The sequence below is a fragment of the Rhodococcus sp. IEGM 1354 genome, from assembly GCF_030056855.1.
GTDB lineage: Bacteria > Actinomycetota > Actinomycetes > Mycobacteriales > Mycobacteriaceae > Rhodococcoides.
Genome location: NZ_JASHKT010000004.1, coordinates 340,398 through 354,932, shown reverse-complemented (window position 1 = coordinate 354,932; position 14,535 = coordinate 340,398). Strand labels below are relative to the sequence as shown.

Below are 14,535 nucleotides of genomic sequence, written 5' to 3'. Positions count from 1 at the left end.
CGGCGCTTTCATTGCTCGCTCGTCGGTCGACGAGCACTCATCTTGTTCGGCAATCGCTAGGAGCTCACGCGTGATCACCGCCACCGACCTCGAAGTTCGTGCCGGTGTGCGGACCCTTCTGTCCACCGAGGGGCCCGCGCTCCGCGTGCAGGCAGGTGACCGCATCGGGCTGGTCGGCCGCAACGGTGCCGGAAAGACCACCACGCTGCGCATCCTGGCAGGTGAGGGTGAGCCCTATGCCGGTGAGGTCGTACGCACCGGAGACCTCGGCTATCTCCCGCAGGATCCCAAAGAGGGCGACCTCGATGTGCTGGCCAAGGATCGAGTGCTCTCGGCCCGCGGCCTGGACACCCTCCTGCACAGTATGGAGAAGCAGCAGGCGCTGATGGCCGAGGTTGCCGACGACACATTGCTCGACAAAGCCGTCCGTAAATACGGCGAGCTGGAAGAGCGGTTCGCGTCCCTCGGCGGCTACGAAGCCGAGAGCGAAGCGGCCCGCATCTGCAACAGCCTCGGCTTGGCCGATCGCATCCTCGGTCAACCTCTGCGGACCCTGTCCGGTGGTCAACGTCGACGCGTCGAACTCGCTCGCATTCTGTTCGCCGCGTCCGACGGTAGTGGCGGACGCTCGAACACCACACTGCTGCTCGACGAGCCCACCAACCACCTCGACGCCGATTCCATCACCTGGTTGCGCAGTTTCCTGCAGAACCACGAGGGTGGACTCATCGTGATCAGTCACGATGTCGAACTGCTCGGTGATGTCGTGAACAGGGTGTGGTTCCTCGATGCAGTGCGCGGTGAGGCCGACATCTACAACATGAACTGGAAGAAGTACCTCGACGCACGCGCCACGGACGAGCAACGGCGCCGTCGCGAGCGAGCGAACGCGGAGAAGAAGGCAGGTGCGCTGCGCGTCCAGGCCGCCAAGATGGGTGCCAAGGCAACCAAAGCCGTTGCTGCACAGAACATGGCGAAGCGAGCAGACAAGTTGATGGCCAACCTCGATGCGGAACGCGTATCCGACAAGGTTGCGCACATTCGCTTTCCTGAGCCTGCCCCCTGCGGCAAGACACCGTTGATGGCCAAGAACCTGACCAAGATGTACGGGTCGCTGGAGATCTTTGCCGGCGTCGATCTGGCGATCGACCGGGGGAGCCGCGTGGTGGTGCTCGGGCTCAACGGTGCCGGTAAGACGACACTGCTGCGCATTCTGGCCGGAACCGAGAAGGCCGACACCGGAGAGATCGAACCCGGCCACGGCATGCGCGTGGGTTACTTCGCCCAAGAGCACGACACCCTCGACGACATGGCGTCGGTGTGGGAGAACATCCGGCATGCGGCACCCGACACCGGCGAGCAGGAGCTCAGATCGCTACTCGGCGCCTTCATGTTCACCGGACCCCAGCTCGAACAGCCGGCAGGAACGCTGTCCGGCGGCGAGAAGACGCGTCTGGCGCTGGCCGGGCTGGTGTCTTCGGCTGCGAACGTTCTGCTACTCGACGAACCGACCAACAACCTCGATCCGATCTCACGCGAGCAGGTTCTCGACGCACTGCGCAGTTACAAGGGTGCTGTCGTTCTGGTGACTCACGATCCGGGTGCCGCCGAGGCGCTCTCACCGGAACGAGTCATACTCCTTCCCGACGGCACCGAGGACCACTGGTCGCAGGACTACCTGGAACTGATTCAGCTGGCCTGACCCGGGTCGCGCCTGCGCACCGATTCTTCGACCAGATCCAGAATGGCCGACAGGTTCGACCCGCCGTTGCCCGACGCGATTCTGGCGACCAGACCGTCGAGAACGAGGTCCAGGTAGTCGGCCAGAACATCGTTCGGCACGTCGTCCCGAAGTTTCCCTGCCGTCTTCTGGCGCTCGAGTCGGCCGAGCGTCGCATCGGTCAGTTCGGCCGAACGCTCCGCCCAGCTGGTTCGGAAGTCGGCGTCGGTTCGTAGTCGTCGGGTGATCTCGAGCCGCGTTCCGAGCCACTCGAACTGCTCCGGCTGAGCCAGCATGTCTCGCATCACCTGAACCAGACCCTGCGTCGCAGCGACATCTGCCATGCGCCGGGCATCCTCCTGCGCCAACGCGAGGAAGAGACCGTCCTTGTCCTTGAAGTGGTGAAAGATGGCTCCGCGGGAGAGGCCTGTCGCCTCCTCGAGGCGTCGCACCGTTGCGCCCTCGTAGCCGAACTCTCCGAAGCATTTACGCGCACCGTCGAGAATCTCGCTGCGGCGGGCCGCCAGGTGGTCTTCACTGACCTTGGGCACGTGTGAAACTCCTACTTTCCGATGAAGGGGCCCGTACCGATACGGCGATGGGCCCGAAACACGTATCGAGTTCCGGGCCCATCGCTGTGCGTGGCGTCTGTCTACAGTGCCGTGTGACTAGCCTCTGATCATGTTGCGCAGGACGTACTGCAGGATTCCGCCGTTGCGGTAGTAGTCCGCTTCACCGGGGGTATCGATTCGGACCACGGCGTCGAATTCGACCTTGGTTCCGTCTTCCTTGGTCGCGGTCACCGCCATCGTCTTCGGGGTGGTGCCCTCGTTCAGCTTCTCGACGCCGATGATGTCGAACGTCTCGGTGCCGTCGAGCTTGAGCGACGCTGCGCTCTCGCCTGCCGGGAACTGCAGCGGAACGACGCCCATGCCGATGAGGTTGGAGCGGTGGATGCGCTCGAACGACTCGGTGATGACCGCCTTGACGCCCAGGAGCGAGGTGCCCTTGGCTGCCCAGTCACGGGAGCTTCCGGAGCCGTACTCCTTGCCGCCCAGCACGACCAGCGGGATGCCGGCCTTCTGGTAGTTCTGCGACGCATCGTAGATGAACGACTGCGGGCCACCGTCCTGGGTGAAGTCGCGGGTGTAGCCACCCGAGACGTCGTCGAGCAGCTGGTTCTTCAGACGGATGTTCGCGAACGTTCCGCGAATCATGACCTCGTGGTTACCGCGGCGCGATCCGAGCGAGTTGTAGTCCTTGCGCTCGACACCGTGCGAATCGAGGTACTGAGCGGCAGGCGTACCGGCCTTGATGGGACCTGCCGGGCTGATGTGGTCGGTGGTGACCGAATCGCCGAGCAGTGCCAGTACGCGAGCACCCTTGATGTCCTCGACCGGAGCCGGGTCCATCGTCATGCCGTCGAAGTACGGAGGCTTCCGCACGTACGTCGAGTTGGGATCCCACTCGAACGTGTCGCCCTCGGGGGTCGACAGGTTCTGCCAGCGGCTGTCACCGGCGAAGATCGTCTCGTAGGACTTGCTGAACATGTCCCGGCTGATCGAGGACTTGATCGTGTCCTCGATCTCCTGCGACGACGGCCAGATGTCCTTGAGGTAGACCGGGTTGCCCTCGTGGTCGTTACCGAGCGGGTCGGTCTCGAAGTCGAAGTCCATCGTGCCCGCGAGGCCGTAAGCGATGACCAGCGGCGGCGACGCCAGGTAGTTCATCTTGACGTCGGGGGAGATGCGACCCTCGAAGTTGCGGTTGCCCGACAGCACGGCGGTCACCGAAAGATCGTTGTCGTTGATCGCCTTCGAGATCGGCTCGAGCAACGGGCCGGTGTTACCGATGCACGTGGTGCAGCCGTAGCCGCCCAGGAAGTAGCCGAGCTTCTCGAGGTACGGCCACAGGCCGGCCTTCTCGTAGTAGTCGGTCACGACCTGCGAACCGGGTGCCATGTTGGTCTTGACCCACGGCTTGGTAGACAGGCCCTTTTCGACGGCGTTGCGGGCGAGCAGTGCTGCGCCGAGCATGACCGACGGGTTGGAGGTGTTGGTGCAGGAGGTGATACCTGCCACCACGACGGCACCATGGTCGAGGACGAACTCACCTGCTTCGTCGGTGATGACGCGAACCGGCTTGCTCGGGCGGCCTTCGGAGCCGTACGCGGCGGACCGCACGTCGACTGCATCGTCTTCTGCGAAGCTCAGCGAAGCGGGATCGCTGGCCGGGAACGACTCGTTGAGGGCCTCGTCGAGCTTGCTGTCACCCTCGTGCGCCGGGTGGTTCTCCTCGACGTAGTTGTGGATGTCCTTGCGGAACGCAACCTTGGACTCGGACAACAGGATTCGGTCCTGCGGGCGCTTCGGGCCTGCGATGGACGGGACAACCGTGTTGAGGTCGAGCTCGATGTACTCGGAGTACACGGCTTCGTTCTTCGGGTCGTGCCACATGCCCTGTTCCTTGGCGTACGCCTCGACGAGAGCGAGCTGCTCGTCGCTGCGGCCGGTGAGGCGCAGGTAATTGATCGTCTCTTCGTCGATCGGGAAAATGGCTGCGGTGGAGCCGAATTCGGGGCTCATGTTGCCCAGGGTGGCGCGGTTGGCGAGGGGAACCTCGGCCACACCTTCACCGTAGAACTCCACGAACTTTCCGACGACGCCGTGCTTGCGCAGCATCTCGGTGGCGGTCAGAACGACGTCGGTGGCCGTGACGCCCGGCTGAATCTCGCCCGAGAGCTTGAAGCCGACGACACGCGGGATCAGCATCGACACGGGCTGGCCGAGCATGGCTGCCTCGGCTTCGATTCCGCCGACGCCCCAGCCGAGCACGCCGAGGCCGTTGACCATGGTCGTGTGCGAGTCGGTTCCGACGCAGGTGTCGGGGTACGCCTGGCCCTTGCGGGTCATGACGGTCGGTGCGAGGTACTCGATGTTGACCTGGTGCACGATGCCCATGCCGGGCGGGACGACCTTGAAGTCGTCGAAGGCGCCCTGGCCCCATCGCAGGAACTGGTAACGCTCGCCGTTGCGCTCGTATTCGAGGTCGACGTTGCGCTCGAGTGCATCGGCGCGGCCGAACACGTCGAGGATGACCGAGTGGTCGATGACCATGTCGGCGGGGGAGAGGGGGTTGACCTTGTTGGGGTCGCCACCGAGGGTGGTCACGGCCTCACGCATGGTGGCAAGGTCCACGACACACGGAACGCCGGTGAAGTCCTGCATGATGACTCGCGCAGGGGTGAACTGGATTTCGATACTCGGGTCGGCCGAGGGATCCCACGACGCGATCGAGCGAATATGGTCGGCGGTGATGTTTGCACCGTCCTCGGTGCGAAGGAGGTTCTCCGCGAGGACCTTCAGTGCATAGGGCAGTTTCTCGGCACCGGGCAAGGCCGACAGCCGAAAGATCTCGTACGAGTTCTCTCCGACTTCGAGGGTGCCCTTTGCACCGAATGAATTGTTACTTGCGGTCACTTCAGCTCCACTCGTCTATGAGGCACACCGCCGACGGGGCTGTGTCGACGGTTGAAGCGAGGCGCTGACCGTGTGTCTCGGCATGGCATCCGGCGTGCGGACTGCTTGCGGACCCTCGGGCAGTGTCTCGATGAAAGTCTAACAGTACGCTTGTCCTGTGAAAACGTGCGGGTCCGTTTCGCGGCGGACACCGAGAGAACGACCCACGTCACAATCCTCACGTAGTGCATCGTGCGACGCAATGAAGGGCGGCCTCAGTTGCCGCGTCGGGCCTGCCTGCCTCCCGAGAATCGACGGCACCGTGACGTAGGGTTCCACGCGAGGAGTTCCTACCGACTGGACGAGAGATGCCTGAGCCGATCCACGCTGTTTCCCCACTTGCCACCGATATCCCGGCAGGTCTGGACGTCGACAGCATCGTCGCCACGGTCCGCGAGTCAGGAGTCAGCGCTCCTGCGGCAGAGCAGGACGGACTGACTGCCGCCGTGAACCGAGCCGAGGACCACGGAATCGATCTGAGCATCGTGATCGTCCCCGACGAACCGCGCCACGATTCGCAGCTACGCGACCTCGCCACTGCGGTCGGTGCCCGCGAGGGCGGAACTGTATTGGTGCTGAGCCCGGGGCAGGTCGGAACGTTCAGCGACTCGATCAGCCGAGTGACACTCGAAGCCGGGCAGGATCGCACGTACACCGGAAATCACGTCGTCGCCGCCGACAACTTCGTCGACACCCTCGTCGAGGACCAGACTCCGTGGGGCTTGCTGACGGGTGGACTCGTGGTGATCGTCGCCGCGGTAGCCGCGCTGACAGCCGCCGTGAAGGTGCGTCGATATCGCGCACGATCGGCCACTGCCGATGCGCACGAAGCGCAGCCCGTCGAGCGCTGACGTCGCGCGCACATTCGTCATTCGACCGACCGACACCGACGCGCGATCGCGCCACCGGACGTCGGTCCGGAAAAAGTCCGAAAAATTGTTTCGGGCAAACACCGAGTTCACGGCATTGTGCCTGGTGGAATTACAAATGTGTCATTTGTGACTGGAGTTTCTTTAGTGTGCGAAGTGTCGTACGGTGCCATTGGCACTGCTGGGGAAGGAGTGTCGCAGAAGGCAGGTGTCATCCGTGGGGAACTCGGGAGGCCACTGCTTCGGGTGTGACTGACGTGGTTCGCACCTGTCGTGTCGCTGCGCGCCACTTTCCCGCCCGGCGAACATGTTCACCGTCACCTGCGATCGGGGTGGGAACGGGGAACGCCTCGACGGCACGACGGTCCTCTCGGGACCCGAGTGAATGCCGGACCCGAGGGAGACATTTGTGAGCCGACGTCCAGTTCGCGGCACGCGCCGCAGAGCGCTCGTCCGTACCCGATTCGTACTGGCAGGTGCCGGTCTGGTTCTCGCGCTGACCGCGACCATGCCCGGAGTCGCCGCCGCGGTACCGCCGCCCCCGCCCAACCCGTCCGATACCGACATCGCCGCGGCCGGCAGCGCCGTCGACTCCCGCCTGGGCCAGGTCGGACAGCTGATCGACGCGATCGCATCCGCCAATCAACAACTCGCACAGCTCGACGACGAGGTCGCCGTGAAGCGAGAAGGCGTCAACAAAGCCCTGGTCGACCTGCAGAACGCACGGGACGCCGCCGACGTGGCCGCAGCAGTCGTAGGAGCAGCGCAGCAGGCGCTCGCCGATGCAGGCACACAGATTCAGGCAGCCCAGCGCAAGTTCGACGAGTTCGCCAAATCGAGCTACACCCAGGGCTCGGGCGTCGCCTCGATGGCGTCGTTCCTCGGTTCGAGCGGACCGGACGACGTTCTCGACCGCGCCCAAGTTCTCAAGGTGCTGTCCAACAGTCAGAATGCCGTGCTCGACGGCCTCCAGCGGGCCCGAACCGAGCAGGCGAACCGGGACTCGGCCGCCCGTGAATCCAAGCAGCAGGCGGATGCGGCAGCGTCCGAAGCCGAATCGAAGAAAGCCGAGGCCGAGCAGGCCATCGCTGCAGCGCAGGCAGCGTTGCAAGCCGAGGCCGATCAGAAAGCCGCTATCGAGTCCCAGCGAGACGCCGCTCAGACCGAGCTCGACGCAGCCCGGAGCAACGTGGCCGGCCTCCAGGGTCAACGAGCCGCGTACAGCGACTGGGAAGCGCAGAAGGCGGCCGAGGATGCAGCAATAGCCGCGGCTGCGGCTGCCGCTCGTGAGGCCGCGGTTCAGGCGGCGGCCCGGGTGTCGGCCAACCTGGCTGCGCAGCAACGAGCCGCTGCGATCGCGGAGGGCCAGCGCTCGCACGTGGACGTCGACGACTCGAGTTCGTCCACCGACTCCGACAGTTCGAGCGGAACCACGACTCCGACCCAGCCCGCACCCAGCAAGCCCACTCCCAGCAAGCCCAAGCCCTCGACCACACCGTCGGTGACGGGCAGTGCTGCCGTGGAATTGGCGATCGACCGCGGGATGAGCCAGCTCGGTGTTCCGTATTCCTGGGGCGGCGGCGACGAGAACGGGCCGACCAAGGGAATCCGAGACGGCGGAGTCGCAGACAGTTACGGCGACTACAACAAGGTGGGCTTCGACTGCTCCGGCCTCATGATCTACGCATTCGCAGGTCTGGGTATCTCTCTGCCCCACTACACCGGCTACCAGTACACGGCAGGCAAGCAGGTTCCGTCGTCGCAGATGAAGCGTGGCGACATGATCTTCTACGGACCGAACGCCAGTCAGCACGTCGCGCTCTACCTCGGCGACGGGAAGATGCTCGAGGCCCCGCAATCCGGATCGGTGGTCAAGGTCTCAGACGTCAGGTACAGCGGTATGACGCCGTACGCCGTGCGCATGGTGTCCTGAGCTCGCTGTCGCTCCCGAGGTTGCTGTTCGGTACTTCTGCGTCGTTCCGCAGGCTCCACTCCGGCGCGCGGGTCAGGGGTGGGTTTCGGCGCGCGCGAGCATCACCTGGAATAGTTGATCTCGGCGGTATGGAACGTGCCCGACGATGATCGACTGAAAGCGGTGAATTCTTGGTGACATCACGTGACGGCCGGATTTCGAATGACGAGGAGCCGACACAGATCGGGTCTTCGAGTCCGAATCCGCAGGGTGGGGAGCCGGAGCGGGTGGACAGTCCCGATCTCGCCGAGGACGTTCGGCTTCTCGAAAAGGCCGTGTACGAGGTCAAAAGGGTGATCGTCGGTCAGGATCGTCTGGTCGAGCGCATTCTGGTCGGCTTGTTGGCCCGCGGGCACGTGCTGCTGGAAGGCGTTCCCGGCGTGGCGAAGACCCTCGCAGTGGAGACGTTCGCGCGCGTTGTCGGTGGCTCGTTCTCCCGCGTCCAGTTCACCCCGGACCTGGTACCCACCGACCTGGTCGGAACCCGCATCTACCGTCAGGGCCGCGAAGAGTTCGACACCGAACTCGGCCCGGTCGTCGCGAACTTCGTCCTTGCCGACGAGATCAACCGAGCACCGGCGAAGGTCCAGTCGGCGCTGCTCGAAGTCATGGCCGAGCGGCACGTGACCATCGGTGGCAAGACGTTCCCCATGCCCGATCCGTTCCTGGTGATGGCGACGCAGAACCCCATCGAGAACGAAGGCGTGTACCCGCTCCCGGAAGCCCAGCGCGACCGCTTCCTGTTCAAGATCGTCGTCGACTATCCGACGGTGGAAGAAGAACGCGAGATCGTCTATCGCATGGGGATCAAGGCCCCCGAGCCCAAGCAGATACTCGATCCTGTCGAGTTGGTCCGTCTGCAGAACCTGGCCAGTTCGGTGTTCGTGCACCACGCGCTCGTCGACTACGTGGTTCGGGTCATCGCCGCCACCCGCACGCCCGAACAGTTCGGGTTGGACGATGTCGGCAACTGGATCGCGTACGGGGCCTCCCCGCGTGCCACCCTCGGCATCATCGCTGCGTCCCGCGCCCTCGCCCTGCTGCGAGGCCGCGACTACGTCGTCCCTCAGGACGTGCTCGAGGTCATCCCCGACGTGCTCCGGCATCGGCTGGTGCTCTCTTACGACGCGCTCGCCGACGAGGTGACGCCCGAAACCGTGATTTCCCGCATTCTGCAGACCGTTGGACTACCGCAGGTGTCGCCGCAGGCGGTTCCGATGTCGCAGGACAACGGCACCGCACCCGGTCAGCCCTTCGGTGGCCAACAGGGCACACCGCAGTTCCCGGGAGCGGGGCCGCAGTATCCGGCTCAGGGACCGCATCCGGCCCAGGGGCAGTACCCGGGGCAGGGACAGAATCCGGGGCAGGGACAGAATCCGGGGCAGGGACAGAGCCCGGCCCAGGGGCAGTACCCGGGGCAGCCGCAGTTCCCCGGGCAAGGGCCCGGCTCGGCACCCCAGCCCGGACCCGAGCAGCGCCCACCGGGCGGTCCGGCCGGCGAACCCGCTCCGTCGCTGCACAAGCCGTCGGGTGATGCATCGTCGACCGGTTCGCCGGGTCAGTGAGCGCAGCCGACAGTGCCGGCCGAGGTGCGGTCCCACGGCCGCCGTCGTTTCGGTCCGGCGAACTGCGTGATCCGAAGTTGGCCGCTGCGCTGCGCACGCTTGAGATAACGGTACGGAGGCGTCTCGACGGCGTTCTGCACGGCGATCACCTCGGCCTGATACCCGGCCCGGGATCCGAACCGGGGGACGCGCGCGAATATCAGCCCGGTGACGACGTTCGGCAGATGGACTGGTCGGTCACTGCCCGTACGACACACCCCCACGTGCGGCAGTCGGTGGCCGATCGCGAACTGGAAACGTGGCTTGTCGTCGATCTGTCGGCCAGCCTGGACTTCGGAACCGCGGGGTGCGAGAAGCGCGATCTCGCGGTCGCGGCCTCGGCCGCCATCACCCATCTGACCGGCGGCGGTGGTAATCGCATCGGAGCTGTCGTGGCCACCGGCGCGACGACGACGCGAATCCCGGCGCGCGGGGGGCGGGTGCACAGCCAGTCGATGCTGCGGACGATCGCTACGACACCGTCCGCCGCGGACGGCGTCCGAGGAGATCTTCGCGATGCCGTCGAGGCGCTGCGGCGTCCCGAACGCCGTCGCGGTCTGGCCGTGGTGATCAGCGACTTCCTCGGACCGATCGACTGGGAGCGATCGCTGCGGGCGATCTCTGCCAGACACGACGTACTGGCCGTCGAGGTACTCGATCCGCGAGACCTCGAACTTCCGGATGTGGGAGACGTGGTTCTGCACGATCCGGAGTCCGGCCGCACTCGCGAGTTCGCCGCGACGCCCCGCCTCCGCGCCGACTTCGCGCGAGCAGCCGCAGCACACCGCGACGACGTGGAGAAAGCGTTGCGCCGATGCGGGGCACCGCGTTTGACTCTGCGCACCGACGGTGACTGGATCGCCGATGTCGTCCGCTTCGTCACTGCTCGCAGGCACACCATCGGCTCCGGTTTCACCAATACCGCGAGGGCAGGTTCGCGATGAGCCTCACCGATTTCTCTGCGCCGTGGTGGCTCGCGTTTCTGGTCGTCGTCATCTCCCTGACGGCGGGGTACGTCTGGATTCAACGCCGCAAGCAGAAGCAGGTGCTGCGTTTTTCCAACATGGAGTTGCTCGAGTCGGTCGCGCCGAACCGGCCCAATCGTCTGCGTCATCTCCCGACCGCACTGGTACTGGTCGGGCTGATGTTCCTGACCGTCGCGTTGGCCGGCCCCACTGCCGATCAACGTGTTCCACGTAACCGCGCGACGGTCATGCTCGTCATCGATGTGTCGCTGTCCATGGAAGCGACGGACGTCGAACCCACTCGGCTGGCTGCGGCTCAAGAAGCAGCGAAGTCGTTCGCCGATGGCCTCACGCCCGGCATCAACCTCGGTCTCGTTGCGTTCGCCGGCACTGCGTCGGTACTGGTCTCGCCCACGGCCAACCGCGAAGCCACCAAGTCGGCAATCGACAAACTGCAGCTCAGCGAGCGTACGGCCACCGGTGAAGCAATTTTCACCTCGCTGCAGTCGATCGATACTCTCGGCGCGATCCTCGGGGGTGGCGACGCGGCACCGCCGGCCCGCATCGTGCTGCTCTCGGACGGTAAGCAAACCGTTCCCCAGAACCTCGACGATCCACGGGGCGGCTACACCGCAGCGCGCGCAGCCAAGGACAAGGGAGTGCCGATCTCGACGATCTCGTTCGGTACCAGCTACGGGTCGGTCGAGATCGAGGACGAAGGTGGGGGCGGTGTCGAGCGCGTCCCCGTCCCGGTCGACGACCCGTCGTTGCGTGAGATCGCGACTCTGTCCGGAGGGAGTTTCTTCACGGCCTCCTCGCTCGAGGGCCTCCGAGACGTCTACGACACCTTGGAGGAGCAGATCGGCTTCGAGATCACCCGCGGGGACGCATCGCGACCCTGGTTGATCCTCGGCGTCCTGTGCATCTCCGCCGGGCTCGGTTCGGCGTTGGTGATGCGGCAACGATTGCCGTGATCGCTGTTATTACTCACCAGTAAGTTTCGCTTTGTCATTTCAGGACGAACAGATAGGTTGCTAGGCATGTCCACACCTGACTTCATCGCGCGATCGGTACTCGTCACCGGAGGTAACCGGGGTATCGGTCTGGCCATCGCCCAACGGCTCAGTGCCGACGGACACAAGGTGGCCGTCACCCACCGTGGATCCGGGGCTCCCGACGGATTGCTCGGGGTCGTCTGCGACGTCACCGACTCCGATTCGGTCGACGCGGCCTTCAAGGAGGTCGAGGAGAAGCACGGACCCGTCGAGGTACTCGTCGCCAACGCGGGCATCACCGATGACACTTTGCTGATGCGGATGACCGAGGATCAGTTCCAGCGGGTCATCGATGCGAACCTGACCGGAGCCTTCCGAGTCGCCAAGCGTGCCAACCGCGCCATGCTGCGTGCGCGCTGGGGCCGGATGATCTTCCTCAGTTCCGTCGTCGCGATGGCCGGCGGGCCGGGGCAGATCAATTACGCGGCATCCAAGGCCGGAGTCATCGGCATGGCCCGGTCGATCACGAGGGAGCTGGGTTCGCGGTCCATCACTGCGAACGTCGTCTCCCCGGGATTCATCGAAACCGACATGACCGCGGAGTTGTCGGACGACTTGCGCGGCAAAGCGAAGGAATACATCCCGCTTCAGCGTCTCGGTCAGCCCGAGGACGTCGCAGCAGTCGTGAGTTTCCTTGCGGGACCGGACTCGTCGTACGTCTCGGGTGCTGTCATTCCCGTCGACGGCGGCATGGGCATGGGGCACTGAGAAACCCTCTCGCACAACGATTTCGATAGATACTCACCTCCGAATTAAGGACGCAGCACTATGGGCGGATTGCTCGAAGGCAAGACCATTCTCATCACCGGCATCATCACCGACGCGTCGATCGCGTTCCACGCCGCGGCCATGGCGCAGGAGCAGGGTGCCAAGGTGATCATCACCGGGTTCGATCGGCTGCGGCTCATCGACCGCATCGCGCAGCGGCTGCCCAAGGAGGTGCCCCCGGCGATCGAGCTCGACGCCACCAACGAGGAACACCTCGCCGCGCTGGCGGACAAAGTTCGTGAGGTAGCGCCGGAGGGTATCGACGGAGTTCTGCACTCCATCGCATTCGCGCCGCGCACCCTGATGGGCCCGGATGCCAAGCCGTTCCTCGACGGCCCCGGCCCCGATGCCGCGAGGGCATTCGAGATCTCCGCGTGGAGTTACGCATCGCTCGCGCGCGCCGTGCTCCCGGTCATGAACGAGGGTGGCTCGATCGTCGGAATGGACTTCGATCCGCGGACCTCGATGCCGTACTACAACTGGATGGGCGTAGCCAAGGCCGCCCTCGAGTCGGTGAACCGTTACGTGGCACGGGAAGTGGGCGCAGCCAAGCGCATCCGCTCCAATCTCGTTGCAGCAGGTCCGATCAGGACTCTTGCCGCCAAGGCAATTGCGGGTACCGCGACCGGCGATGCGGCCAAGATGGACCAGCTGAACGTGTACTGGGACGGTGCCGCTCCCATCGGATGGGACGTCAACGATCCGACCGTCGTCGCCAAGTCGATCGTCGCATTGCTGTCGGATTGGCTGCCCGGAACCACCGGATCGATCGTGTACGTCGACGGTGGAGCGAGCCACAACACGTACCTGCCCGAAAACATGTGACACGTCGGTGAGCGGAGTCCGACGTGGGCTCGCTCACCGAAGGTTTCGTCGACCGATTGTGCCCCTGCCACAGCCCTGCTGCGGCAGGGGCACAATGGTTTCATGACCACCCCTGGAGATTTCGACGCACTGTTGGTGCTCTCGTTCGGCGGACCGGAAAAGCCTGCCGACGTTCGCCCGTTTCTCGAAAACGTCACTCGCGGACGCGGTGTGCCGCCCGAGCGTCTCGACGCCGTTGTCGAGCACTACATGCACTTCGGTGGCGTCTCACCGATCAACGAACTCAATCGTGACATCATCGCCGCACTGCAGGCCGAGTTCGATTCGGCCGGAATCGAATTGCCGATCTACTTCGGCAATCGCAATTGGCATCCGATGGTCGAGGACACCGTTGCGACGATGAAGGCGGACGGCGTCCGATCCGCACTCGTCTTCCCGACTTCCGCATGGGGCGGGTATTCCGGCTGCAGGCAGTACCACGAGGACATCGCCAGGGCCCGCGAATCGGTGGGGGACGACGCCCCGCACTTGCTCAAGATCCGTCAGTACTACGACCACCCCTTGATGGTCGAGGCGTTCGCCGAGGCCGTCGACGCCGCGCGCAGGTCCCTGCCCGAGGAGCATCGGGCAGAAGCGCGATTGGTGTTCACCGCGCATTCCATTCCGTCGGCGGCCGACGCCAATGCAGGTCCACCCGCGGATGGTGGCCACCTGTACAGCCGACAGGTTGCGGAGGCGTCGCGTCTGGTCGCGGCCGCATCCGGCAGCACCGAATACGACCTGGTGTGGCAGTCTCGTTCCGGACCACCGCAGGTTCCGTGGCTCGACCCCGACATCTGCGATCATCTCGAAGCGCTGTCCGAGAAGTCCGTCGACGCGGTGATCGTGTGCCCGATCGGATTCGTGTCCGACCACCTCGAAGTGGTGTGGGATCTCGACACCGAGGCCGAGGAGAAGGCCCGTGAACTCGGGATGGCGTTCGCCCGCGCGGGCACGCCTGGATCGGATGCTCGATTCCCGAAGATGATCAGGGAGCTGGTGGACGAGTATCGCATGGGCGGGACGTGCCGAGGACTCGGTCGCGTTCCCGGCTACGGATCCACTCTCGACGGCAATCGATGTGCCGTCGGATGTTGCGAGCAGCCGACGCGTCCGTCGCGGCCTGCGGCGGCACCTGCCTGACGGGTGGCTCCTGCCTGACTGGCGGCCCAGCCCCGGCAGGACCGCTAAGTGTCGGTC

11 protein-coding genes are annotated in these 14,535 nt (G+C 64.9%); 9 read left to right on the top strand and 2 right to left on the bottom strand.

From position 1 onward, the window contains the following. The first annotated feature begins 70 nt into the window (after window positions 1–70). Window positions 71–1,702 carry an ABC-F family ATP-binding cassette domain-containing protein gene (locus QM588_RS11245; protein WP_283313298.1) on the top strand — a complete coding sequence of 544 codons (1,632 nt, stop codon included), beginning with the start codon at window positions 71–73 and terminating at the stop codon, window positions 1,700–1,702. Here QM588_RS11245 and QM588_RS11240 read toward each other — a convergent pair. Beyond that, window positions 1,690–2,271, bottom strand: a complete 582-nt coding sequence (locus QM588_RS11240) for a TetR/AcrR family transcriptional regulator (protein ID WP_283313296.1) — start codon at window positions 2,269–2,271, stop codon at window positions 1,690–1,692. The genes QM588_RS11245 and QM588_RS11240 overlap by 13 nt on opposite strands. Before the next feature lie 117 nt (window positions 2,272–2,388). Continuing rightward, window positions 2,389–5,199, bottom strand: a complete 2,811-nt coding sequence (locus QM588_RS11235) for an aconitate hydratase (protein ID WP_032387342.1) — start codon at window positions 5,197–5,199, stop codon at window positions 2,389–2,391. 347 nt (window positions 5,200–5,546) lie between these two features. Between QM588_RS11235 and QM588_RS11230 the strand changes: the two genes are divergently transcribed. From QM588_RS11230 to QM588_RS11195, 8 genes are all read left to right on the top strand, one after another. Next, window positions 5,547–6,089: an Rv1476 family membrane protein gene (locus tag QM588_RS11230; protein WP_283313295.1), complete on the top strand. Its 543-nt coding sequence runs from the start codon at window positions 5,547–5,549 to the stop codon at window positions 6,087–6,089. Window positions 6,090–6,492: 403 nt separating this feature from the next. Further along, complete coding sequence (locus QM588_RS11225) at window positions 6,493–8,040, top strand: NlpC/P60 family protein (protein ID WP_442972897.1); 1,548 nt, start codon at window positions 6,493–6,495, stop codon at window positions 8,038–8,040. A gap of 266 nt (window positions 8,041–8,306) precedes the next feature. Further along, window positions 8,307–9,644: an AAA family ATPase gene (locus QM588_RS11220; RefSeq protein ID WP_283313294.1), complete on the top strand. Its 1,338-nt coding sequence runs from the start codon at window positions 8,307–8,309 to the stop codon at window positions 9,642–9,644. Beyond that, window positions 9,641–10,627 (top strand): DUF58 domain-containing protein, encoded by a 987-nt coding sequence (locus tag QM588_RS11215; RefSeq protein ID WP_283313293.1) that lies wholly within the window; start codon window positions 9,641–9,643, stop codon window positions 10,625–10,627. Before QM588_RS11220 ends, QM588_RS11215 begins: the two co-directional genes overlap by 4 nt. After that, entirely contained in the window at window positions 10,624–11,622 is a 999-nt protein-coding gene (locus tag QM588_RS11210) for a VWA domain-containing protein (protein ID WP_283313292.1), read from the top strand. The genes QM588_RS11215 and QM588_RS11210 overlap by 4 nt, the downstream gene beginning before the upstream one ends. A gap of 66 nt (window positions 11,623–11,688) precedes the next feature. After that, a complete protein-coding gene (gene fabG1 / locus QM588_RS11205; RefSeq protein WP_283313291.1) occupies window positions 11,689–12,411 on the top strand; it encodes a 3-oxoacyl-ACP reductase FabG1 in 723 nt (240 codons plus the stop codon). Between the two features lie 60 nt (window positions 12,412–12,471). Further along, window positions 12,472–13,296 carry an NADH-dependent enoyl-ACP reductase InhA gene (gene inhA / locus QM588_RS11200; protein ID WP_283313290.1) on the top strand — a complete coding sequence of 275 codons (825 nt, stop codon included), beginning with the start codon at window positions 12,472–12,474 and terminating at the stop codon, window positions 13,294–13,296. A gap of 102 nt (window positions 13,297–13,398) precedes the next feature. Further along, on the top strand, window positions 13,399–14,478 hold the full coding sequence (locus tag QM588_RS11195; RefSeq protein WP_283313289.1) for a ferrochelatase: 1,080 nt from the start codon (window positions 13,399–13,401) through the stop codon (window positions 14,476–14,478). The last annotated feature ends 57 nt before the right edge of the window (window positions 14,479–14,535 follow it).

Bases quoted from the DNA above. Each gene is read 5' to 3' on its own strand.
- QM588_RS11230 (WP_283313295.1), top strand. From the start codon at position 5,547: ATGCCTGAGCCGATCCACGCTGTTTCCCCACTTGCCACCGATATCCCG.
- QM588_RS11225 (WP_442972897.1), top strand. From the start codon at position 6,493: ATGCCGGACCCGAGGGAGACATTTGTGAGCCGACGTCCAGTTCGCGGC.
- QM588_RS11210 (WP_283313292.1), top strand. From the start codon at position 10,624: ATGAGCCTCACCGATTTCTCTGCGCCGTGGTGGCTCGCGTTTCTGGTC.
- fabG1 (WP_283313291.1), top strand. From the start codon at position 11,689: ATGTCCACACCTGACTTCATCGCGCGATCGGTACTCGTCACCGGAGGT.
- inhA (WP_283313290.1), top strand. From the start codon at position 12,472: ATGGGCGGATTGCTCGAAGGCAAGACCATTCTCATCACCGGCATCATC.
- QM588_RS11195 (WP_283313289.1), top strand. From the start codon at position 13,399: ATGACCACCCCTGGAGATTTCGACGCACTGTTGGTGCTCTCGTTCGGC.